The 22,768-nt window shown below is 40.0% G+C and carries 20 protein-coding genes; 10 read left to right on the forward strand and 10 right to left on the reverse strand.

Annotated features, from left to right (window positions below):
- Positions 1–16: 16 nt before the first annotated feature.
- From NBX03_RS06810 to NBX03_RS06855, 10 genes are all read right to left on the reverse strand, one after another.
- Entirely contained in the window at positions 17–1,216 is a 1,200-nt protein-coding gene (locus NBX03_RS06810) for a M24 family metallopeptidase (RefSeq protein ID WP_250229998.1), read from the reverse strand.
- A gap of 47 nt (positions 1,217–1,263) precedes the next feature.
- Positions 1,264–1,746 carry a hypothetical protein gene (locus NBX03_RS06815; RefSeq protein WP_250229999.1) on the reverse strand — a complete coding sequence of 161 codons (483 nt, stop codon included), beginning with the start codon at positions 1,744–1,746 and terminating at the stop codon, positions 1,264–1,266.
- Between the two features lie 123 nt (positions 1,747–1,869).
- On the reverse strand, positions 1,870–2,832 hold the full coding sequence (locus tag NBX03_RS06820) for an ABC transporter ATP-binding protein (RefSeq protein WP_250230000.1): 963 nt from the start codon (positions 2,830–2,832) through the stop codon (positions 1,870–1,872).
- Complete coding sequence (locus NBX03_RS06825; protein ID WP_250230001.1) at positions 2,833–3,816, reverse strand: ABC transporter ATP-binding protein; 984 nt, start codon at positions 3,814–3,816, stop codon at positions 2,833–2,835.
- Positions 3,817–3,828: 12 nt separating this feature from the next.
- Positions 3,829–4,692 carry an ABC transporter permease gene (locus NBX03_RS06830; protein WP_250230002.1) on the reverse strand — a complete coding sequence of 288 codons (864 nt, stop codon included), beginning with the start codon at positions 4,690–4,692 and terminating at the stop codon, positions 3,829–3,831.
- Positions 4,685–5,653, reverse strand: coding sequence for a nickel ABC transporter permease (gene nikB / locus NBX03_RS06835; protein WP_250230003.1), 969 nt, complete (start codon positions 5,651–5,653; stop codon positions 4,685–4,687). Before nikB ends, NBX03_RS06830 begins: the two co-directional genes overlap by 8 nt.
- A 453-nt stretch (positions 5,654–6,106) precedes the next feature.
- Positions 6,107–7,684 (reverse strand): ABC transporter substrate-binding protein, encoded by a 1,578-nt coding sequence (locus NBX03_RS06840; protein WP_250230004.1) that lies wholly within the window; start codon positions 7,682–7,684, stop codon positions 6,107–6,109.
- 163 nt (positions 7,685–7,847) lie between these two features.
- Positions 7,848–9,032: a pyridoxal phosphate-dependent aminotransferase gene (locus NBX03_RS06845; protein WP_250230005.1), complete on the reverse strand. Its 1,185-nt coding sequence runs from the start codon at positions 9,030–9,032 to the stop codon at positions 7,848–7,850.
- 131 nt (positions 9,033–9,163) lie between these two features.
- Positions 9,164–9,538: a RidA family protein gene (locus NBX03_RS06850; protein ID WP_250230006.1), complete on the reverse strand. Its 375-nt coding sequence runs from the start codon at positions 9,536–9,538 to the stop codon at positions 9,164–9,166.
- A 248-nt stretch (positions 9,539–9,786) separates the two neighbouring features.
- Entirely contained in the window at positions 9,787–10,434 is a 648-nt protein-coding gene (locus tag NBX03_RS06855; protein ID WP_250230007.1) for a GntR family transcriptional regulator, read from the reverse strand.
- A 1,034-nt stretch (positions 10,435–11,468) separates the two neighbouring features.
- Here NBX03_RS06855 and NBX03_RS06860 point away from each other — a divergent pair.
- The 10 genes from NBX03_RS06860 to araD all read left to right on the forward strand — a co-directional run bounded on the left by NBX03_RS06860 (position 11,469) and on the right by araD (position 22,750).
- Positions 11,469–12,431 carry an isocitrate lyase/PEP mutase family protein gene (locus NBX03_RS06860; protein WP_250230008.1) on the forward strand — a complete coding sequence of 321 codons (963 nt, stop codon included), beginning with the start codon at positions 11,469–11,471 and terminating at the stop codon, positions 12,429–12,431.
- 54 nt (positions 12,432–12,485) lie between these two features.
- Complete coding sequence (locus NBX03_RS06865; protein ID WP_250230009.1) at positions 12,486–13,463, forward strand: isocitrate lyase/PEP mutase family protein; 978 nt, start codon at positions 12,486–12,488, stop codon at positions 13,461–13,463.
- Positions 13,464–13,672: 209 nt separating this feature from the next.
- Complete coding sequence (locus tag NBX03_RS06870) at positions 13,673–15,046, forward strand: ABC transporter substrate-binding protein (RefSeq protein ID WP_250230010.1); 1,374 nt, start codon at positions 13,673–13,675, stop codon at positions 15,044–15,046.
- A 749-nt stretch (positions 15,047–15,795) separates the two neighbouring features.
- A complete protein-coding gene (locus NBX03_RS06875; protein WP_250230011.1) occupies positions 15,796–16,662 on the forward strand; it encodes a branched-chain amino acid ABC transporter permease in 867 nt (288 codons plus the stop codon).
- 1 nt (position 16,663) lies between these two features.
- Complete coding sequence (locus tag NBX03_RS06880) at positions 16,664–17,644, forward strand: branched-chain amino acid ABC transporter permease (RefSeq protein ID WP_250230012.1); 981 nt, start codon at positions 16,664–16,666, stop codon at positions 17,642–17,644.
- A complete protein-coding gene (locus tag NBX03_RS06885; RefSeq protein ID WP_250230013.1) occupies positions 17,644–18,399 on the forward strand; it encodes an ABC transporter ATP-binding protein in 756 nt (251 codons plus the stop codon). Before NBX03_RS06880 ends, NBX03_RS06885 begins: the two co-directional genes overlap by 1 nt.
- The gene (locus NBX03_RS06890) at positions 18,392–19,111 is read left to right on the forward strand and encodes an ABC transporter ATP-binding protein (RefSeq protein WP_250230014.1); all 720 of its coding nucleotides are present in this window, start codon (positions 18,392–18,394) and stop codon (positions 19,109–19,111) included. Before NBX03_RS06885 ends, NBX03_RS06890 begins: the two co-directional genes overlap by 8 nt.
- A gap of 24 nt (positions 19,112–19,135) precedes the next feature.
- Positions 19,136–20,119: a phosphoglycerate dehydrogenase gene (locus NBX03_RS06895; protein ID WP_250230015.1), complete on the forward strand. Its 984-nt coding sequence runs from the start codon at positions 19,136–19,138 to the stop codon at positions 20,117–20,119.
- 266 nt (positions 20,120–20,385) lie between these two features.
- Positions 20,386–21,897, forward strand: coding sequence for an FGGY-family carbohydrate kinase (locus tag NBX03_RS06900; RefSeq protein WP_250230016.1), 1,512 nt, complete (start codon positions 20,386–20,388; stop codon positions 21,895–21,897).
- 163 nt (positions 21,898–22,060) lie between these two features.
- A complete protein-coding gene (araD, locus tag NBX03_RS06905; protein WP_250230017.1) occupies positions 22,061–22,750 on the forward strand; it encodes an L-ribulose-5-phosphate 4-epimerase in 690 nt (229 codons plus the stop codon).
- The last annotated feature ends 18 nt before the right edge of the window (positions 22,751–22,768 follow it).

A 22,768-nucleotide genomic window follows, 5' to 3' on the forward strand; every position in this document is an offset into this window, starting at 1 on the left:
AAAGCTTTAAGCTCTTTTATTCACAGGTTATCAGATAAAGCTTTTCCTGCCTTCTGCTTAAAATTTCTGCGCCATATTCTCTGATGACTACGTTTTCTTCAACAAGCATGCAGGGAAGGCCGCCGTCCTGAATAACCGTAGGCTCTATGGCATAGGTTTCCATAAGCTGTATTTTTCTTTCAGCAGCTCTGTTGTCTTGATTTTCTTTCAAAGGCCTTAAGGCTGTTCCGCTGTCGTGGCACTGTCTTCCGATGGGGTGGCCTACGGAATGGCGGACTGTAGGAAAGCCGCCGTCTTCAATAACCTTTCTTCCCACCGCATCTACTTCATAGCCGCGTTTGCCTGGGCCTATTTCATTGATGGCGGCGGTTATGGCCTTATAGGCCGTATGAAAAGCATGCTGGATATCCGTGGGGGGCTCTGTTTCGCCGGGCTTTAGAAAATAAGCTGTACGGGCAATATCTGAAACATAGCCCTCGCTTCTTACGCTGAAATCCATAATTACAATGTCTCCCGGAATGGTTTTTGTGTCCCCGGGGCTTCTGTGGGCAAGGCCTGCCCGAACAATACAGACGATAGGATAGTCGTAAGGCTTTCCAAGGCCGTTTATAACGTCTCTTTTCTTCATGCCCTCAACAAAGAGGTCACCGATTTCTTTTTCGCTCATGCCGCATTTTACTTTGGTGAAAACCTCATCATAAATATCGTTTGTTATTTGGATACAGCGTCTTAGGCAATCAACTTCTGTTTGGGTTTTTACGGAGCAAAGCTCTCTGATAATTTCTTCGCCGCTTACTTCGATTTTTTGAAGCCTGTCTTTTGTAATCAGCTCTTCAAGCATCATATAAAGCCCTACGCTGAGACCGTCCCCGATGGCATCTTCAAGAGAAAAGTTAAGAGCAAGTTTACCGGGATTTATTTCGTTTAGCTCTTTTAAAAATACTTCTGCCATGCTTGTGTTATAGGTTTTTACTTTAGAAAAAATCCCGGATTCGTAATACTTTTTCTCATCGGATTTTGATGTAAGCATGATATGCCGGCCGTTTTTATTGAAAAGAGCAGCACCCAGGTGAATGGTATCCTCGCCGATTAAAAAAGGCAGAATAGGGTCGGAGCCTTCTCTTGAAAATATAAGAAGTGTATCAATATCCCGCTCATTTAAAAGAGATTCCAGCTGCTTTATTTTTTCACGGGGAATTACATATTTATCTGTCATTTTATCCTTCCTTTCTATGTTGAGATGTGAATAAAGAAAATAAACCTTTAAAGTTCAATAAATCTAACATTAAAATCTGATGATACCTTTAGAAGTTTCTTCATAAAGTCTTCTTTGGATCTGCCGGAAAGAAGCAAAACAGAAATATCGATTTCCGTATCGTTTATAATACTGCTTCTATGTCCGCCTGCAATCCGCATTATAGTATAAATATCATGGGAAATAAAAAAGGAAAAATCCCTATACAGGGTGTCGTCCTTTCCACATTGAGAAAGGCTCAGGATTTCGGCTTCCTCTTTTGAAGGCAATTTTTCTTCGCTGGAATTTATTATTTCCCATGCTGCCGAGAGGCAGCGATGCATAATACTGCTGGAAAAATAATAAGGGTTTGCGTCAGCAGCTTTTTCCTTATATATTCTAAAGCTTATTTTCTGCCTCGTGGTTTTAAATGCATTTTCCCATTGGTTAGGAGGAAGCTCTTTTCCGCCTAAATAGGCATAAACAGCTTCTTTAAAAAAACTTTTATCCATAATATGAACTCCCTGTTAAAATATTGGTGCCCTGTCCTTTAATAATGCTTTATATCTTTCCCCCAGATATAAAGATATGAAATGAGACAGAGCGCCAATTCCAATATAAGGAGAAAAGGCTTTTTACAGCCCGTTAATCTCCTTTGTAAAGTGGCAGGCAACCTTATGTCCTTCCATAACTTCTGAAAGCTTGGGCTGCTCTTTAAAGCAGATGTCCTTTGCATATAAACAGCGGGGGGCAAAGCGGCAGCCGGGCTTCGGATTGATAGGGCTTGTAAGCTCACCCTTTAATATGATTCTTTCTTTTTTAGCATTCAGCTTTGCCTTGGGTATGGCAGATAAAAGAGCTTTCGTATAAGGGTGCAGCTGATTTTTAAAAAGTTCCTTGGAGCCGCAAAGCTCCACCACATTTCCAAGATACATAACGCAGATATCATCTGAAATATGCTTTACTACAGAAAGATTATGGGTGATGAAAATATAAGTCAAATCTCTTTCCTTCTGTAAGTCCTGCATCAGATTAAGTATCTGGGCCTGAATGGAAACATCAAGGGCGGAAACGGGCTCATCGCACACAATAAATCTCGGATTTAAGGCAAGAGAACGGGCGATGCCGATACGCTGGCGTCTTCCGCCGTCAAGCTCGTGGGGGTAAGAGTCTGCAACCCGTTCGGCAAGGCCTACGGTATCCATCAGCTGGCGGACCATCTGGTCTCTTTCGTCTTTAGAAGAGCAGGATTTATAGATGTCCATAGGTTCCCCTATAATCTCCGAAACCTTCATACGAGGATTGATGGAAGAGTAGGGGTCTTGAAAAATCATCTGCATATCCTTGCGCATTTCTTTAAGACCTGCTTTATGAAGGCTTGTAATATCTTTACCGTCAAAAAATATCTGGCCGCCTGTAGGTTCCAGTAAATGGAGTATTACACGGCCCAGTGTGGATTTTCCGCAGCCGGATTCTCCAACAACGCCAAGGGTTTTTCCTTTTTCCAAAGAAAAGCTTACGCCGTCTACAGCGTGGAGGTTTCCATTAGGGGTTTTAAAATACTTTTTTAAATCCTTTACTTCAAGTAATGGGGCCATCTATTTTCCCCCTTTCTGCAAGTCTTGAAATAATCTGCATCGAACAATATGGGTATCAGATAAATGGGTGTTTTTAAGGCCGGATTTTTCACAGATATCCATTTTATTCGGGCATCTGGGCGCAAAGCTGCACCCTTCGGGAAGGTTTGAGGGATCCGGCATAAGGCCCATAATAGGTGAAAGTCTTTCTTTATCCTCGTCAAGGTCCGGTATGGAGCCAAAAAGCCCTTTGGTATAGGGGTGGCTTGCATTTTCAAATATATCCTCGGCAGTTCCGTATTCAACGACTTCACCGGCATACATGATGGCAACGTTTTCGCATATTTCAGCTACAACTCCAAGGTCATGGGTGATTAAAAGCATCGATGTATTAAGGTCTGATTTAAGCTTATTCATAAGGTCAAGTACCTGAGCCTGAATTGTAACGTCAAGGGCCGTCGTCGGCTCGTCTGCTATCAAAAGTTTGGGGCTGCAGGCAAGGGCGATGGCGATTACAACTCTCTGCTTCATTCCGCCAGAAAACTGATGAGGGTATTCTTTATATCTTTCCCCGGGAATACCTACCAGCTCAAGCATTTCCTTTGCTTTGGCGGCTGCCTCATGAACCGTTATTTTTTCATGGAGCCGTATGACCTCTGCGATTTGTTCCCCTACGGTAAGTATTGGGTTTAGAGATGTCATAGGGTCTTGAAATATCATGGATATTTTTTTTCCCCTTATTTTTCTCATTTCACTCTGGGATTTTTTAAGCAGGTCTTCGCCTTCAAAGAAAATTTCTCCTTCGGATATTTCTCCGGGAGGGGTTGCGATAAGCCGCAGAATTCCAAGGGCTGTAGTTGTTTTTCCGGCGCCTGTTTCTCCGACGAGGCCAAGGGTTTTGCCCTTATATATGGTCAAATCAATTCCGTTAACCGCTTTTACCGTTGCGGAACGTGTTTTATACTGTATTCTAAGATTTTTTATTTCAAGTATTTTATCGCTCATATCACTGTCCCCCTAGTCTTTAAGCCTTGGGTCGATGGCATCACGGATACCGTCGCCTACAACATTAAGGGCATAAACTGTCATCATAATAAAAATCCCCGGGAAGGTAGCCATATAGGGATGAGTTCTTAAAAAGTCCCTGGCTCCCGAAAGCATAGAACCCCATTCAGGTATTGGCGGCTGTATTCCAAGGCCTAAGAAGGAAAGCATAGCACAGGCAAGGATACTGCTGGCAACGCCTAAGGTAGCCTGAACTATAATAGGGGCCATGGCATTTGGCAAAATGTGCTTTGTTATAATTCTGAAATTGCTTGCGCCTATAGATGTGGCGGCTTCTACGAACTCACTTTCTTTTACCGTAAGCATGGAGGCCCTTACAATTCGTGCATATCCGGGAACATTGCCTATGCCTATGGCAATCATCATATTTCTTAATCCCGGCCCCAGTGAGGCAGCAATGGCTATAGCCAGAAGCATTCCGGGAACAGCCATGAGAATATCCATAAACCGCATGATAACGCTGTCTATCCGTCCGCCGTAGAATGCCGCAAGGGCACCGAGGGTTCCGCCGGCAAAAAGCGCAACAGCAACGGCGATCAGGCCCACCTGCAAGGAAATCCGGCTTCCGAATATGACACGACTGAAAATATCTCTGCCGAATTTATCTGTGCCAAATAAATGGTCTGGGCTTGGGGACTGCAGTTTTATGGAAATATCTTGCTCATCTATTCCGTAAGGAGCTATAATCGGAGCAAATATAGCGCAGAGTATCAGAAGGAGAATGACAATCATACCGAAAACAGCCATTTTGTTCCTCAAAAATCTTGAGAAAACCTCAGCCCAAGGGCCTTGGCGTTTAGGAAGCTTTTTATTCATTGGGCTCGTCCTCCTTCTTGTCGTTCTTATGAGATTTATACTGGGTCTGGAGCCTTGGGTCTATATAGGTATATAAAATATCCACAAGAAGGTTTACAAAGCTGAACACGATAGCCATAAAAAGTACACTTCCCATAACAACAGGAAAATCTCTTTGCTTGATGGCATCTATGGAATATTTTCCAAGGCCGGGTATAGCGAATACGGACTCTATCAGTACGGAACCGCCTAAAAGATTGCCAAACTGTATACCGATTATGGTAATAACGGGAATAAGGGCATTTTTAAGGGCATGCTTTAATATAATGATTCTTTCGGACTGGCCTTTGGCTCTTGCAGTCCTTATGTAGTCCTGTCTTACGACTTCAAGCATGCTGGAACGGGTCATACGCATGATGCTGGCAGCGCCGCCTGTGCCTAAGGTGATGGCGGGAAGCACCCAGTATTGCCAGCCATAAGAACCGGAAGCGGGAAGCACCTTCAGATTTATAACAAATAGAAGAATGAGCATCAGCCCAAGCCAGAAAGAGGGCATGGAAACGCCGATTAAGGAAAGGGCTGTCGCAAGATTATCAAATATGGAATATTGCCTTGTTGCCGCTATGATGCCGCAGACCACACCTATGATGATGGAAATCGTAACCCCCAGCACCGCAAGCCTTGCAGTATTTGGGAAGCGTTCCAAGATTTCACTTACAACGGTTTTTCTCGTAACATAAGAGTTTCCGAAATCAAACCTTGTAACAATACCCCCTACATAATCAAAAAACCTTTCAAAGAAAGGCTTGTTAAGCCCAAGTTCTTCTTTGAGCTTTAATACGTCTTCAGGCTTGGCATTTTCTCCAAGAATCTGCTGAACAGGGTCCCCGGGAGTAAAATACATGAGCGTAAAGACGATAAGTGTTATGCCAAGAAGAACGGGTATCATCTGAAGCAGTCTTTTTATAATGTATCTTAACATGTTTTTTTCTCACCTCTGATTTATAGTTGATTTGCCGCAAGAACTAAAACAATAGCGGTAAATAAACAAGGTATAGCAAATTTTAAATTAAACAGTAACAAAACGGTAATTCACGCAGAATCAAAAATGTACAGTTTCCGAAGAAAATCTGTGTTTTTAAGCCCGTTAGCAAATAAGTTTTTATTACTTCTTTGTAGGAAGTTTACTGGTATGGTATTAAAATGAAAAATTACAGATAAAAATAAAATGATTTTAATTGGGCGAGGGATTTTTAAAACTCCCTCGCCGCTATGTTTGGGTTTACTCCTGATTTTGATATCTGATTTTTGCCTGCTTATATGAATCAGGCATTTATAAAACTTCAAAACATGCCTGAAAGTTTACGAGGTGAAGCAGAACAAATTTTAATGCAGTTCTTTAAATAATCAAAATGAAAGCAAACTTAAAGGAATATTAATCATTAAAAGTAATGGTATTAAATTCATATCTTCCTGAAGGAGGAGATACAAGGCCGTCTATATTGCTTCTTACGGCTGCCACTTCTTCAGAGTTATAAAGGAATATCCAAGGAGCTTCCTCTACGATGATTTCCTGAGCTTTGTTATAGGCTTCCTGACGTGCCGCCTGATCAGGGTTTTTCCTTCCGATTTCAAGAAGTTCGTCAACTTCTGTATTTTCATATCTTGCCGTATTAGACCATGAGGGCATTCCCGTGTGGAAGGTTTCATATAAACCATAGTCGGCGTCACCTGTATTGGTGGTCCAGCCGAGAACATACATCTGTATCTCGCCGTTTATAATTCTGTCAAGGTAAGTTGCGTTTTCAAGGGTTATTACTTCAACTTCTATGCCAGCTTTACTTAACTGGTTCTGAAGCATTTCAGCAATATCTACATGAACAGCCTTATCGCTTGTGGTAAGGGTTACTTTTATTCCGTCGGGATATCCGGCTTCTGCAAGAAGAGCTTTTGCTTTTTCACTGTCTTGTTCATATTGCTTAAGGTTTGGGTTATATCCCCAGATAGCAGGTGATATAGGACCGTCTGCAACAGAACCCATGCCGCTGTAAACGGCTTCAACGATAGAGTATTTATCAACAGCATAGCTAAAAGCCTGACGAACCTTAACATTATTGAAAGGCTCTGCTGCACAATTAAATCCGATAAAGTTATTGCCGAAACCTGCTGTACGAAGGAGTTTAACATCGTCATTATCTTCAAGAAGGGAAATATCACTTGCGGCTACCTGAAGAGAAACATCAACGCCGCCGGATTCTATTTCTATTGTACGGCTTGAGGATTCGGAAATAATACGCATGGTGAGATTATCAAAGGAAGGTACAGTGCCCCAGTAATCTTTATAGGTGGTATATTCAACACGGTCGCCTCTGTACCATTCTTTGAACATGAAGGGGCCTGTTCCTACAGGATTTTCCGCAAATGCATCAGCTCCCATTTCTTCTACGGTTTCTTTGTCCACTACATAAAGGAATGCAAGCTGTGTAAGCTGAGCGCCACAGGGCTCTGTAAGCTTCAGCTCTATATTGTACACATCGACAGCCTTTGAATTTTCAAAATCGATGGCCCAAACCATCCAGTTGCCAAATTCGCTGTCAAAGGCCCGTTTTAAAGTATACATAACGTCATCGGCATTGAAATCATTTCCATTATGGAATTTTACGCCTTCTCTAAGTTTTAGATTAATGCTTGTTTCGTCAACGATTTCCCATGACTCAACAAGGCCCGGAATAACCGCTTGGTTTTCATCCTGCCTTAAAAGGGTGTCATAAATAAGATGTTTAAATCTTGTGGAGTCTCCGTCGTTAGCACCGTGAGCATCAAGGCTTTTGGGCTCTGCTCCTGTTGCGATAACAAGAGTATCCTTTCCGGCGGTACTTTCATTGTTTTCGCTTCCGGAAGCTTCTTTTCCGGAAGGTGCATTGTTATTTGAAGCATTCGGTGAACACGCTCCAAACACCAATGATGTAACAAGGAGCGCACCAAGAATTTTGGTTAACTTTTTCTTCATCATTTTTCCTCCGTTTCTTATATTCATATATTGAATTTAAAGAATGCCTGCTTTTAACATATAGTTAATAAAGATGAAAAGATGTTTGTAACTATAGAGAGACGCTCCCTTAAAAAACTATTTATAAGCTTGCGTTTCTGTTATTTTTTAACTTCGCTTAGAACAATTAAATTTTATTAATCAGAGAAAGTCCTTTCTCAAGCCTGTTAAGTCCTTCTTCAAGTATTTTTCGGCTTGTGGCAAAGCAGATTCTGATATGACCTTCTGCTCCCGGGCCAAAGAATTTCGCAGTGCCTGGAACTACGGCAAGACCGGCGTTTTCCGTCATAAAATCTGCAAATTCTTGACTTTTAAGGCCTGTCTTTGTTATATCGGGAAAAATAAGATAAGTTGCCTGGGGTTTTGTACAGCTTATGCCTTTCATATTATTGAGTCTCTCATAAGCGTAGTCACGGTTTTTCGTGAGGTGGGCTATAAATTCCTCTACATAGGGATAGCCTTCTCTTAAACAGGCAATGCCTGCTATCTGGCTTATGGAAGCGATTCCGCCGGCAGTAGTCATAACATGAGATACTTCAACTATTTTGTCGAAAACCTGTTGGTCATGACAATAAATACAGCCTATTCTTAAACCCGCTACACCAAAGCTTTTAGAAAAACCGAATACAGAAATGATTTTTTTATTTCTTTCAGGGGATAAGGATAAAATGCTTTTGAAGGGTTTTTCGCTGTAAACGATATCAGACCATATTTCATCATTCATAATCCATATATTGTGTTTTTCAGCGATTTTGAGAATATGGTCAAGGTCCTCTTCCGTATAAACCGTTCCCCATGGATTATGAGGATTGCAAAGACCAATCATTTTTGTTTTCGGTGTTATGTAGTCTTCAAGCGTTGATAAATCAATTTTATTATCTTTTATGACTGCTGGGAAAAGTACAGTTTCAGCCCCGGCAGCTAAGGCCGCCTGTCCGAATAAATAATCGACGGGATCGAATATAAGCATTTCATCTCCAGGCTCTAAAACTGCCTGAGCGGCAATATACATTCCTCTAGCGGCGGAATCAATAGGAAGAACCCATTCAGGATTTACATGCTCATTTTTTCTGGTGTTTAAAGATTTGGCAATTTCTTCACGAAATTCCGGAAGCCCCAGCTTAGGCGTATAGGATAAATACCCTCCGTCAAGGTAATCCTTCATAGCCTTTATTATCTGCGGAGCCACAGGAAAGTCGGGGTCTGCCGCAGTAAGAGGAATAACTCCTTCTTGAACTTCTGCCCAGCGGTAATTAAATGCGCGTTTTTTTAAAATATCAAGATTTACGGCGCTGTCTTCAAAATGCCCCATTTTTTTCCTCCTTGTTCGTATAGCGAAAGACTTGAATCTTCCGCTCGTTTATTTCAGCATATATTAAAAAGCCTTAAATAATAAACAAGGCCTAATAAAATTTTAAAATAGGTATCTAAATAATTATGAAATTAAACGGCTGCGATTACTTCTATTTCTATTTGGGCATTTTTAGGAAGAGCGGCTACCTGAAAACATGCTCTTGCAGGAGGCTCATTTGTAAAAAATTCTCCATAAGCTTCGTTTACTTCCCCAAAAACGCCGAGGTCTGTTAAAAGGATTGTCGTTTTAACAATTTTATCAAGACCGCTGCCTGCTGCTTTTAATATTTCGCTTACATTGTTCATCACTATTTTTGTCTGCTCTGTTATTGTTCCTGTAGATAAATTTCCGCTTTCATCTATAGGCAATTGGCCGGAAACAAAAATAAGTCCGCCTGTTTTTATAGCCTGTGAATAAGGTCCTATGGCGGCAGGTGCTTTTGATGTAGAAATTACTTCTTTCATGAAACAATCATCCCTTCGATATAAAATTAAAAAAATTTGGGTCGACTTAAAATAAATAGACCAATTTAAGTCAAATATATCAGATGATTAATTCATTGTCAACATAATTATAATGATAAAATAGGAAACGCTGTTTCTATAGAGGAATGTTTAAAGAGGTGAGGGAAGGATATAAAACAAGTGAATCGTTAAATCAATAAAAAAGCCCGGATTATAGAATACTCTATAATTTGGGCCTTTTTTTGGTTTTATATTGTGTAAAAAAAGTCTAAAGCTGCTTTGCAGCAATGGCTTACATGGTTTCGCATCTGTATTGCGGCCTTATCGTAATCCTGGCTAATAAGAGAATTTAATATCTCTATATGTTCGCTGTGGGCTTCTTTAATATGTGAGTGATTTTGGTTGCTGGATATGATTATTCTGGTGTTTTTGTCAAATACCTTTTTCATCATTTCAATAATATAGGTGTTGTTGCAGCGTTCAATAATAAACATATGCATATCCGTATCAAGAATAAATCCGTTTTCTATGTCAACGGGGTTTTCTATAAATTTTTGTCTCCATTTAAGAAGCTCATCTGTGGGCAGATTGTTAGAAGCAAGCTTTATTGCCAAAGGTTCTACTTCCATACGAACTTGAAAGATTTGGAGTACATCACTAAGAAGAATATCCGTAACGAGAACTCCTTTTTTAGGCACAACACGCACATAGCCTTCAGTTTCCAGAACGCTTATGGCCTCCCTTATAGGAGTACGGCTAAAACCAAGCTCGGAAGCAAGCTGGGCTTCATTAAGCATCGTACCGGGAGGAATTTCGCAGTAAACCAGCTTATGTTTTAAAATATTGTAGGCTTGTTTTTTTAAATTCAATTTACTAGGCTGTTTCGTTTGTACCAATATATATACCTCTCTTCTTAAGGGTAATCCCATGAAATATCTTTTATATTAAGCTTATTTTATACATATTCAAGCTTAAACGCAACGACTAAAACATTTTCTTTTATATCTGCAGTAATTTGATTATAACAAGATGAGGAAATCAGTAAAATTTATATAATCTAAAATATCTGAAAATTAATGAAATAAATAGTATAAATCTAAGATATAAATAATTATGATGTATACAACAGGTTTATTATAAGATATAAATTTGAAAAAGACAAGAGTATTTCCATGTAAAGAATGAATGAAAAAGCTTAAATCTTATTTGTCTTTTATGCGATTATACTATATTATTGGGTTTAAACTTGTATATATTGAACATTGTAACGCAAAAAATAATATAGTATACTTCAATTGTTTTAATATAACTATTGTATACTACAAGCATATAACACTTACATATCAATTATATATCACTTATATAAGCCAGTGAACATAACTTTTACCCATAAGCCTATGGATCGCTTATAAGTACAGATATGAAGGTGTATATAGCAAAAAGGTCCATAGTATTAAAACGGTTTAAGGGTTGTATTGCTATTTTATTTATAGTAAATCAATGTTCAAAAGATAAATTCAATATATTGAGCTTAAATTGATTTATTGTACTTTTATTCTTTGTTTTATTCATTATATGCAGATGGGATAAAAGCAAATTGAATACTGCTTAAGGCGTGTTTTGAAGCTTTTGAAAAGACATATAGTAAATTTGCTCTTCTTCCATAGTAAGGAACAGGCTCCAAGAAGGCATAAAATCAAGGAAAAGCAAATTTACAACGCTACTGCTTTACTTTTATTCGAGTATAGGTAGTAAAAACGTATGATTTTCCGGTTTCAAAACATACTATAGGCATCAAACCTTAAAAGAAGTATTTGCTAATTAACTTTTACCTGATTTTAAATAAGTCTGAATACTTTTTAAGGATGTAAAGGTCAATCAGCCAATCAGTCGCTTATAAATTTTTTATAAAGAAAGTGAGGAAATTTTCATGTCAAGTCCCAAAACACTGAAACAGATTTTAGATGAAAAAAAGGGAGAATGCTTTTTAGTTCCTTGTGTGTATGATTGCTGCTCTAACCATACGGTAGAAATGTGCGGTTTCCCTGTAAGCCTTTTAAGCGGGGGAGAAGTTTCAATAGCTATGAACGGCTGCATCGATTACGGCTTTACTAACCTTACGGATTTAGAATGGATGGTATCTCGCGTTGCCCAGACATCTTCAATCCCTCTTATTTGTGATATAGAAGACGGATTCGGCGGGCCTCTTGCCGTTTACAGATCCGCAAAGCGTCTTGCCCAGGCAGGTGCTGCTGCGATTCAGCTTGAAGATGCAGGAGATATGGAAGACTCTACAATTATTCTTCCAAGAGATAAGTTTATGGCTAAAATCCGTGCTGCTGTTGAAGCTTTAAAGGGTACAGACTGTATGCTTATTGCCCGTACAAATGCCGATCCTGATGATCCTGAACAGATGAAGGAAGGCTGCGAAAGACTTAATGAAGCCATGGAGCTTGGTGCAGAGCTTGCTATGATGGTTAAGGTTTCTACTTATGAGCAGGCAGTTGAAATGAGCAAAATAGTAAAAGGACCTAAAATATTTGCAGACGTGCGTGCGGACAAAGAAACAGGAGCGCCTTACTGCACTATGGAACAGCTTACGCCCTTAGGATTTGTAATGTGCTCTACCCATTATACAATGAAGGCAGCTGTTGAAGGAATGCTTGAACATGGCCGTGAAATATTCAAAAGCCAGAGTGTAGGATATACATTTACTCATGCACCTGCTACAGGGGTTAAGAGCTTTTCCGCAACACCTCTTTTCGACCCTCATGCATATATGGCTTTAGAAAACAGCTTTACTAATAACAACAAAGAATATACTATCGTTGGAAATGCTGTTGAAGGCTTCCCGGAAGGCTGGGTTCGCCCGGATATTAAACACAGGCTTTAATATTTTACTATAACTGATAAATATAAATAAGTCATATACAAAATGGAGGAGAATATGAACAATTCTGCTAAGCGTTTACGTGAGCTGATTAAAGATGACAAAGTGCGCATAGTTCCTGAACTTCATGACTGCGCTTCAGCTAAAGCAGCTGAAATGAACGGCTTTGAGGTTATTATGGTAAGCAGCGGAGATTTGGCCTGTGCCCTTACAGGCATTCCTGATTTACAGCTTCTCTCAATTGATGATTTTTGTCAGGTTACAGACAGAATAACCAATATGACGGATATGCCGCTTATCATAGATGCGGACGACGGCTTTGGCTTTGGACGCGGCCTGAATACATATTATGGCTGTAAAAGGATTATGAAAGCCGGTGCAGCGGGAGTCCTTGTAACGGATACAAGTGAGCTTGGAAGAGATGGTCAGCTTCCTATAGAAGACGCCGTTCTTAGATTTAAGGCAGCTCGTGACGGACTTGATGCAGGCGGCCAGAATGGATTCCTTATAGCACGCTGCGACACAAATCCTGAAGAGGATTTCGATGATTTAATAAAGAGAATGAAGGCTTATATGGAAGCCGGAGCCGATATGATATGCATTTTATGGATGCATAAAGTTAAAGGCAATAAATTTGAGCTTTGCAAGAAAATAAACGAAGCCTACACATGCCCTATGTGGTATCCCGACATTTGCGGAAAGGCTCATGACCCTAATGAGATTACCATGGACGAGCTTAAAGCCCTTGGAAACTACAAGCTTGTAGGCATACATTACTCAATGCATGCGGCGATGCTTGCCATGCTTGATGTAGGCCGCCATGTAATGATGGAGCAGAATAACGATTATGTGGATTACTGCTTCGACCACACAGGATATAAAACTTTTACCACTATGAGTATGTTCGGCCTTACAGACGGCTACTGGGTGGATTTGGAAAACAAATATGTACGTAACAGGCAGGACTCCGTTGCTCAGAGAAATGCCGACTACTTTGTAAGAGAAGACGACGTACATGACCCGGATAAGAAGTAAATAAGAATAAAGAAGTATTTAATATGAAGAAAGACTTATTTAATTAGAATTTGAGACATTTAAAACTTTTTAGCCTTAGCCAATAATTTGATTTACAGAAGCTGTTAAAGCAAATCAGGCTTCTGCCTGATTTGCTTCATAGTTTGATTGCTGTAAATATAATTAGTTAGAAATAAGATTTATATTTCCTTAAAAGGAGGATTTCTTAAATGAAAAAATTATTAAGTATGGTTTTAGTAGCAGCCATGTCTGTATCTTTACTTGCAGGGTGCGGCGGTTCAGAAAATGGAGCAGCTCCTTCACAGGCGCCCTCATCAGAAAGCAAACCTTCTGAAAGCAAGCCGGCAGAAAGCGAAGCACCGAAAGCAGCAACAGAATCTTCAGACGTAATCAAAATAGGCGTTCTTACAGATAGGTCTTCCGCAGCGGCAGCAACAGTTGCATGGGGCGAAGCAGGCGCTCAGCTTGCAGTAAAAGAAATCAACGATGCAGGCGGTATTAACGGCAAAGAAGTAGTTCTTGTATATCGTGACACAGCATCAGATTCAGCAAACGTTTCTCAGAAATCAACTGAGCTTGTAGGTGAGGGCGTAGTTGCTATTTTAGGGCCTAAATCCGACGGAGAGGCTCCTACAGGCGCTCAGTGGGCAGAAACAAATAAGTTCCCTATGGTAACGCCTTGCACCATGAATACCCGCGTAACGATTGAAAATGCATCAAGATACATGTTTTCCGTAGGTTTCAATGCATGGGCCATAGCGAATATGAATGCTAAATATGCTGCAGAACAGGGCTATACTTCTGCATACTTTATAGGAAACGACGGCGGAGCATCAGGTGACAGCCGTGACTTCTTCTACAAAGCATTAGGGCAGGACTTCCAGAACTTAGGTTCAAGCCAGGTTGCTTCAAGTGCAACAGAGTTTTCTACAATTATAAGCTCTGTAGTAGGTAAAGATCCTGATGTTATTATCGGTGCTGTTGCAGGCCCTAACTTCGTATCCTTAATCAATCAGGGTCAGCAGTTCGGTCTTTGGGATATAGCAGATTATTTAGGCTGGTATACTTGTGACTCTACAAACACGACAGCCCTTGCAGAAGCAGGAAACTATCCTTACGGCAAGGTTCACGGCGTAGATTTATGGCCTTTCTGGATGAGCGAAATTGAAGGAAACGATGCCATGGTTAAAGAATACAGTGAAATCGGACAGGCTATGTACAATCAGGATATTATGCCTTCAGACTTAGGATATACCTGGTACATAGGTATCATGGCTATTTGCGAAGCTTTAAAAATAGCAGACGATTACAGTCCTGAAAGCGTTACAACAGCTCTTGAAAACGTAAAATTCGACACTATTTACGGTGAAGATTTAGGCTTCCGTGAATTTGACCATGTTATGAACCATTCATATTACTATGTAACTGCTGTTGAAGACCCAACAGGCACATGGTCAATTCCTATAGGAGACGTTCATGCTGTTTACAAAGCAGAAGAAGTGCTTCCGACAAAAGAGGAAATGCAGGCTTATGCGAAGGATATGGGCATCGAATTTAAGGATTTATCAGAATTAAGCAAATAACTCTAACAACTTAATGGCTTTAAATGTCTTGGATATTATAATCTAATAAAATCAGATGTCAGGGCTCTTAAACTTCTGCCTTATTATCAATAAACCTGAAAAGAAGTTTGTTGACGATAAGGGAACTTCACTAAGTATTAAATACTTCATCTGGTATATACAAACAGGTATAAGCCGCATCGCAAGAGATTGCGGCTTATACTGTTCTTATGAAAAGTAAGGCTTTTAGACAACAGGGAAGACATGGATTAAATACCCTGTGAACTTAGCGGGTGATGGTTTAAATTGAAAGCAATTTAAATTTCATTTCTGAAGAACTCAATTAAAGTCAAATAAATGCAAGGTTTCAGCAGCTTTTTAATACTGTCAGATTTGTTTATTTTAAAATATCTTTTTATATTGTGAAGCTCTGAAAATTACAAATATATTTATTTTTCCTTCTTAGAAATTTTATGAAAGATATTTAAATCTTTGAATTTTCAGAGCAGTTAATTAAATTAAGCCTTTAATTTCTGTGAATTGGGAATAATATTTAAAGTATTTTGCTGGTATTTTTAAATATCTGCTGACGCCTGTTTCAATATTTATATAAAAGCTTGAAGAGCAGGATTTTATGTGAATTGGTCATGATAAAGCTGGTTTTTTAACTTAATAAATAGCTTTTTAAGGAGAAAAATTGGCATATTCGGTTTTAATACGTTAGCGGTAACATTATTTGTTTAATTAATAATGTAGATTGGAGAATTACTATGACAGTCTCTTACTTTTTTCAGACTTTAGTAACAGGCCTTTCAAGCGGGATGGTTTCATATATGATGGTTGCAGGCATGTCGCTTATTATAAGCGGCATGAACATGGTTAACTTTGGCCAGGGCGCATTCTTTGTTCTTGGAACATATTTGACATATACGATAGCGGCATCTATAGGTTTTTTTCCTGCGCTTATAATTGTACCTATTATTGTTGGTGTTTTAGGTATATTTGTTGAGAAGGCGGTTCGCCCTCTGTTTGGTAAAAACATGCTTTATATTATGCTTTTAACATTTGGCGTTGCTTATATAGTATGTGATGCCATGGTTATGTTTTGGGGATACTCCATAAGGCTTATGACTTTGCCTAAAGCCTTAAGCGGCTCTGTAGCCTTATTTGGAATCAGATTTCCCATGTATTATTTGTTTATGATAACTGTAGGTGCAACCATCGCCTTTTCATTCTGGTTTATGATAAATAAAACAAAATTAGGCATGATGATGCGTGCAATCATTAAGGACAGAGAAATGGCTTCATGCCTTGGTATTAATGTAAATAAGCTTTTTGCAATCATGTTTATGGTAGGAACAGGCATCGCAGGTTTAGGCGGAGTTATAAACGCGCCTATAACAGGTATGAGCCCTAAAGAAGGCCTTTCCATCTTCGGTAATATTATGCCTATTTTGATGATCGGCGGTATGCGTAATATGGACGGCTGTCTTCCGGCGGCCCTTTTGGTAGGCCTTGTAAATGCTTTTGGGGCAATCGTTCTTCCCCAGTATTACAATTTGCTCCCTGCCGCATTGATGGTTATTTGTATGTTTATTAAACCAAACGGTATATTCACTAAGAAAGGGGCGGCATAAGGTGATCAGTCAATATAAAAACATGTCCCAGACGAAACGTGATACTTTATTCGGTATTATTACCGTTTTAGCAATATTCATTGCTTCGCTTATGGCTTCCGACTCCGTTATGGACTTTTTAAGCCGTATGGTAATTTTTATGCTTTTTGCATCCGCTGTAAACATAATACTGGGCTTTGGCGGCCTTAGACCTTTAGGCCAGGGTACTTATTTCGGCTTTACCGCCTATGCTTATCTTTTTATGGTAGTGCGTATGCATATGCCTTTATTTACTGCCTTGATACTTGCCATTGTGCTGAATCTGCTCCTTGCGGCATTTATAGGAATACTTTGCTTAAGGTCAAATGATGACATGGCATTCGCATTTATGAATATGGGTATCAATACGCTCTTGTGGACTATGGTTCAAAAGCTTCAGATTGTAGGAAGCGATACAGGGATCACAGGAGCGGTTCGCTTACCCTTTGCCACAAGTACAAGAGCAAATTTTTATCTTTGCTTTATAGTTTCTGCAATATGTATATTCCTAATTTATTTGTTTTTTAAATCTCCTTTTGCCAAGGTCTTAAAGGGAAGCCGCGAGAACCTTGAAAGGCTTACCTTCCTTGGCATAAACACAAGAAATGTACGTTTAATCGCTTATATTGTTTCCTCTTTCTTCTGCGGAATTGCCGGGCTTCTTTACGCCATGAGAAACATGGGGGCCTTCCCGACCATGATTTCTTCAAATACCTCTCTTGACGGCCTTATTATGTGTCTGATAGGCGGTATGTACAGCTTCTTCGGCCCAATCGTAGGCGCGGCTATTATAACGATTATCAATGTACAGCTTCCGATTATAACAAATTATTACCAGGCTATAGCCGGCGTAATTATTGTGCTTTGCGTGCTTTTCCTCCAAGGCGGCTTAATTAGAGATAAATCCACTCTTGAACTGGAAAAAGGCAAGAAAGAAATCAAGAAAAAGGGAGGCGCAAAATAATGGCAAATCCTATTTTAAAAGTTGAAGGCCTGAACAGATATTTCGGCGCCCTTCACGCAACAAAGGATGTTTCTTTTGAAGTGCCGGAAGGCCAGATACGCTCTATCATAGGCCCTAACGGAGCAGGCAAAAGCACTTTGATGGACCTGATATGCAACAGAACTGCCCCGTCAAGCGGAAAGGTAATATTCAAAGACGAAGATATTACGGGGCTTGCGCCCCATAAAATTGTAAAAAAGGGCATGTGCAAATGCTTTCAGATTACCCAGATATTTCATAATCTTACGGTTTATGAAAATGTTCAGGTCTCCCGTATTAATATGAATAAAAAGGCCTTTAATTTCTTAAGTGTAAGAGATAATTATCTTAAAGATGAAATAGAGCATTATCTTTCTATCGTAGGCATACAGGATAAAATCAATGAAGTTGCAGGCTTTATGTCCTACGGTGACCAGAGAAGGCTTGATATTGCCATAGCCCTTGCTATGGAACCAACCCTTCTTATCCTTGATGAGCCTGCCGCCGGTGTTGCAAGAGAAGAAGCCTATAAGCTTATGGACTTGATTCACAAACTTGGAAAAGAGCAGAAGATGACCATTATGTTCATAGAGCATGATATGGATATCGTATTTAACTATGCTGAAAGTATTTCCGTTATGAGTAATGGCTCTATGATCGCAACCGGCACCCCTGCTGAAATAAAACAAAATGCCTTTGTACAGGAGGCTTATTTGGGAGGTGTTTCCGGTGAGTAGTGTTTTAAAGCTTGAAAAGGTAAATGCTTATTATGATAAAAGCCATATCCTCTTTGATTTAAGCCTTGAGGTAGAAGAGGGCGATTCCGTATGTATTTTAGGAAGAAACGGTGTTGGAAAGTCCACCACCATGAAAACCATCATGGGAATCATGAACCCTAAAAACCATAACAAAACAGAAGGGCAAATTCTTCTGAACGGAGAGAACATTGTAGGCCTTCAGCCTTATGCCATAGCGCAAAAAGGAATTGCTTACGTTCCTCAGGGCCGTCATATTTTTTCTAACCTTACAACAAAGGAAAACCTTTTGATTGCGAAGAAAAAAGGCATAGACGGCAGCGAATACTGGACATTGGAAAAAATATACGAACTCTTTCCGCGGCTTAAAGAGCGTGAAACATCTATGGGGGGCCGGCTTTCAGGCGGAGAGCAGCAGATGCTCGCCGTTGCAAGAGGCCTTATGCAAAATCCTAAAATCATGCTTCTTGATGAAATTACGGAAGGCCTTGCACCTATTATTGTAAAACAGCTGGGAGAAATTGTAAAAGAGCTTACGGGTCTTGGCGTTACTATTTTACTTGCAGAACAAAGTGTTAATTTTGCAATAGACGTTTCCAGAAAATGCTATATTCTGGAGAAAGGCGAGGTTGTTTATGAATCTGCAACCGCGGACCTTTCAAAAGAGACCATCAATAAATATCTTGGAACATAAAAACTTGAAAGGATGAATCTGGAAATGAGAAAAATTGTGTCTTTTTTTGGAGATAGGACGGAAATATTTAATATGCTTAACGACCGGGCGGAAAAATACGCCGAGTCTTTGGGGTTTGAATATAAATGGGCTCCGCAGCTTCCCTTTAATAAGGAGAACGTGATTGAGGAGCTTAAAAATGCGGATGCCGGAATCATCGACATCGAGCCTTATAATGATGAAATATTCAGCCAAGTAAAGGACAGCTCAAAGCTTCTTGTTCGTTTCGGTGTAGGCTTTGACAAGGTAGACCTTAAAGCAGCGAGCAAAAACGGCATTGCCGTGGCAAGAACAACCGCCGCTAACACCAGCGGCGTTGCCGAAATGGCCCTGACATTAATATTAAGCGCAAAAAGAATGATTAACCAAAATCAGGACTGCGTTAAAACAGGAAATTGGGTTAAAAATGTAGGCAACGAGCTTATAGGGGCTACAGTGGGTATTTTGGGCTTTGGAAACATCGGCAGAAAGCTTGCTGAATTATTAAGGGGATTTGACTGTACAATCCTTGTATACGATCCGTTCCCTAATAAAGAAGCTATTGAGAAAGCCGGCGCAAAGCTTGTTACTCTTGAAGAAATCTTCAAATTATCTGACGCTATCAGTGTACACGTTCCCTATATGGAAGAAACCCATAATATTGTAAACGCAGAAAGGCTTGCCTTGATGAAAGAAACTGCTGTTATCGTAAATACGGCAAGAGGCCACCTTATCGATGAGGACGCTCTTTATGAAGCCTTACTACATAAAAAGATTGCAGGGGCAGGATTAGATGTGTTTGCCGTTGAACCGCTTCCGTTAACATCACCGCTTTTGAAGCTTGATAATATTGTACTTACGCCTCATGTATCCAGCCAGACAGTAGAGTCTCTTTGGAATATCTATAAAATGGCAATCGATATCTGTGCTGATTTTTATGCAGGAAAGGGTTCCCCGCATATACTCAATCAGGACTATAACGAAGCATAGTTATCAGACTTAAAAATAAGTTTGATGACTATAGGGGGATGCTCACCGGAAAAAGATTCATAAGCGTGGGCTTATATCTTTTTCCGGGTTCGCTTAGGCAAAAACAAGCAAAATATAGCATAATCAGGCTTAAATATGATTTTTATTTAAGCCTGATTTAATATACTTGCATAAATATGAAATAGCAGCACGGTCAATTTGATTTTCTTCTTATTTACGAGTCATAAAAGCAAATTGACTGTATCGCCATAAGAAAGGAGTTACAGATGAAAAAATATGCTATTGGCGTCGATAACGGCGGTACTGTATCTAAAGCGGCCGTTTTTGACATGGAAGGCAATGAAATAGCTGTAGTTTCAAGACAAACTCCGTTAATAACTTCAAGGCCGGGTTATAACGAAAGGGATATGGAGGAGCTTTGGCTGAATAATTGCATCTGTATAAAGGAAGCAATAAAAAAATCAAAGATTCCGCCTTCGGATATTATAGGCCTTTCCGTATGCGGCCATGGAAAAGGGCTGTATTTATGGGGAAAGGACGAAAGGCCTGCCTATAAGGGCATCGTTTCAACAGATAACAGAGCATGGCAATATCCCAAAAAATGGACCTCGGACGGCACTCTGGAAAAAATATATCCTAAGATATGCCAGAAGCTTATTCCAAGCCAGCAGGCGGCGCTTCTTGCGTGGTTTAAGGATAACGAAAGAGATGTTTATCACAATATAAAATGGGTGTTTTCCGTAAAGGACTATATACGCTTTCGTCTTACGGGTGAGGCCTACTGTGAAGCTACGGATATATCCGGCTCCGGCCTTATGAATGTAAAGAATGCCTGCTTTGATAAAGATATTCTTGAAAATCTGGGGATAGAAGAAATCTATGATAAGCTTGCCCCTATAAAATATTCCTATGAAAACTGCGGGAAAATTACAAGGGAAGCCGCTGAACTTACAGGGCTTCTTGAAGGAACTCCCGTATTGGGCGGTATGTTTGATATTGATGCCTGTGCTATTGCCATGGCTGTTACGGAGCCTGAACAATTATGTACCATAACAGGCACCTGGAGCATCAATGAGTTCATTTCTCCTGAGCCTATTACAGGAACAGCGATTTCTATGAATTCTCTGTATGCCATTCCGGGATATTATCTTTTAGAGGAATGCAGCCCCACCAGTGCAGGAAATATGGATTGGTTCATCAATAATTTTATGGAAAATGAAAAAATCCCCCCGGGAAAAGATTTATATACTTATATTAACGAGCTGGTTTCTTCTGTAAAGCCTGAAGAATGCGACGTATATTATCTGCCCTTTCTTTATGGGTCCAACAGGCACTCTCTTGCCAAAGGCTCCTTTATCGGTCTTACGACTTATCATACGAAGGCCCATATGTTAAGGGCTATTTATGAGGGTGTGGCATTTTCCCATAAATATCATATAGAAAAGCTATTATCGGCAAGGAAGCCCCCGGAATCGATTCGCATGGCGGGCGGCGCTGTAAACTCCGAAGTTTGGGTAAAAATTTTTGCAGATGTTCTTGGCTATCCTATAGAGACTGTTACAGGGGTGAAAGAGCTTGGCGCTTTAGGCTGTGCAATGGCTACCGCCGTTGGCGCAGGAGTTTATAAAGACTATAAGGAAGCGGCAGAAAACATGGTTTGCGTAAATAACCCTGTTCTGCCGGATAAGATAAACAGTGAAATATATGAAAAGAAATATAAAAAATATACGGCTATTACAGACGCCCTTGAATCTCTATGGGATAGTTTTACAATATAGTTTTTTACGGATAAAAAAGTTTGTTACAGTGGTTTTCGCTTCAAATAACAGTAAGACAGTTTCATTTTATCTGATTTAAGGATTGACAAAACCACAGCTTACTTGCTGTTTAAAATGAAATTGCCTATACAGCAGAGAAATCCCTATTAAAAGGAGGAAAATTATGTTAGAAGAGCTTAAACAAATCGTGTTTAAGGCAAACCTTGAGTTGCCTAAATACGGACTTATAACCTTTACATGGGGCAATGTTTCCGGAATAGACAGAGAAAAGGGACTTGTAGTAATCAAGCCTTCCGGCGTTGAGTATGATGAGATGAAAGCAGAAGATATGGTCGTTGTAGACCTGAACGGAAACAAAGTAGAAGGGGATTTAAAGCCGTCTTCCGATACCCCTACCCATATAGAGCTTTATAAGGCATTTCCCAATATCGGAGGCGTAGTTCATACTCATAGCAGATGGGCTACAACATTTGCCCAGTCCGGCATGGGCATTCCCCCTTATGGAACGACCCACGGGGATTATTTTTACGGTGAAATTCCATGTACCAGGAGAATGACCGCTGAAGAAATAAAAGGGGAATATGAAAAGGAAACGGGTACCGTTATTATAGAACGCTTTAAAGATATAAACCCAGACCATATGCCTGCTGTTTTAGTGCATAGCCACGGCCCTTTTACATGGGGAAAAGACCCTATGAATGCGGTGCATAATTCTATAGTTTTAGAAGAGCTTGCTATGATGGCATGGCACTGCAAATCCCTTTCGGGCAATACCATAGAGCCTATGCAGTCTGCTCTTTTAGATAAGCATTATCTTCGTAAGCACGGGGCAAATGCTTATTATGGACAGTAAGGCCATAAGAAACACCAA

It is taken from the genome of Anaeropeptidivorans aminofermentans (genome assembly GCF_940670685.1).
Lineage (GTDB): Bacteria > Bacillota > Clostridia > Lachnospirales > UBA5962 > Anaeropeptidivorans > Anaeropeptidivorans aminofermentans.

Coding starts and splice junctions, on each gene's coding strand:
- NBX03_RS06810 (WP_250229998.1), bottom strand. CDS start 1,216: ATGACAGATAAATATGTAATTCCCCGTGAAAAAATAAAGCAGCTGGAA.
- NBX03_RS06815 (WP_250229999.1), bottom strand. CDS start 1,746: ATGGATAAAAGTTTTTTTAAAGAAGCTGTTTATGCCTATTTAGGCGGA.
- NBX03_RS06820 (WP_250230000.1), bottom strand. CDS start 2,832: ATGGCCCCATTACTTGAAGTAAAGGATTTAAAAAAGTATTTTAAAACC.
- NBX03_RS06825 (WP_250230001.1), bottom strand. CDS start 3,816: ATGAGCGATAAAATACTTGAAATAAAAAATCTTAGAATACAGTATAAA.
- NBX03_RS06830 (WP_250230002.1), bottom strand. CDS start 4,692: ATGAATAAAAAGCTTCCTAAACGCCAAGGCCCTTGGGCTGAGGTTTTC.
- nikB (WP_250230003.1), bottom strand. CDS start 5,653: ATGTTAAGATACATTATAAAAAGACTGCTTCAGATGATACCCGTTCTT.
- NBX03_RS06840 (WP_250230004.1), bottom strand. CDS start 7,684: ATGATGAAGAAAAAGTTAACCAAAATTCTTGGTGCGCTCCTTGTTACA.
- NBX03_RS06845 (WP_250230005.1), bottom strand. CDS start 9,032: ATGGGGCATTTTGAAGACAGCGCCGTAAATCTTGATATTTTAAAAAAA.
- NBX03_RS06850 (WP_250230006.1), bottom strand. CDS start 9,538: ATGAAAGAAGTAATTTCTACATCAAAAGCACCTGCCGCCATAGGACCT.
- NBX03_RS06860 (WP_250230008.1), top strand. CDS start 11,469: ATGTCAAGTCCCAAAACACTGAAACAGATTTTAGATGAAAAAAAGGGA.
- NBX03_RS06865 (WP_250230009.1), top strand. CDS start 12,486: ATGAACAATTCTGCTAAGCGTTTACGTGAGCTGATTAAAGATGACAAA.
- NBX03_RS06870 (WP_250230010.1), top strand. CDS start 13,673: ATGAAAAAATTATTAAGTATGGTTTTAGTAGCAGCCATGTCTGTATCT.
- NBX03_RS06875 (WP_250230011.1), top strand. CDS start 15,796: ATGACAGTCTCTTACTTTTTTCAGACTTTAGTAACAGGCCTTTCAAGC.
- NBX03_RS06885 (WP_250230013.1), top strand. CDS start 17,644: ATGGCAAATCCTATTTTAAAAGTTGAAGGCCTGAACAGATATTTCGGC.
- NBX03_RS06895 (WP_250230015.1), top strand. CDS start 19,136: ATGAGAAAAATTGTGTCTTTTTTTGGAGATAGGACGGAAATATTTAAT.
- NBX03_RS06900 (WP_250230016.1), top strand. CDS start 20,386: ATGAAAAAATATGCTATTGGCGTCGATAACGGCGGTACTGTATCTAAA.
- araD (WP_250230017.1), top strand. CDS start 22,061: ATGTTAGAAGAGCTTAAACAAATCGTGTTTAAGGCAAACCTTGAGTTG.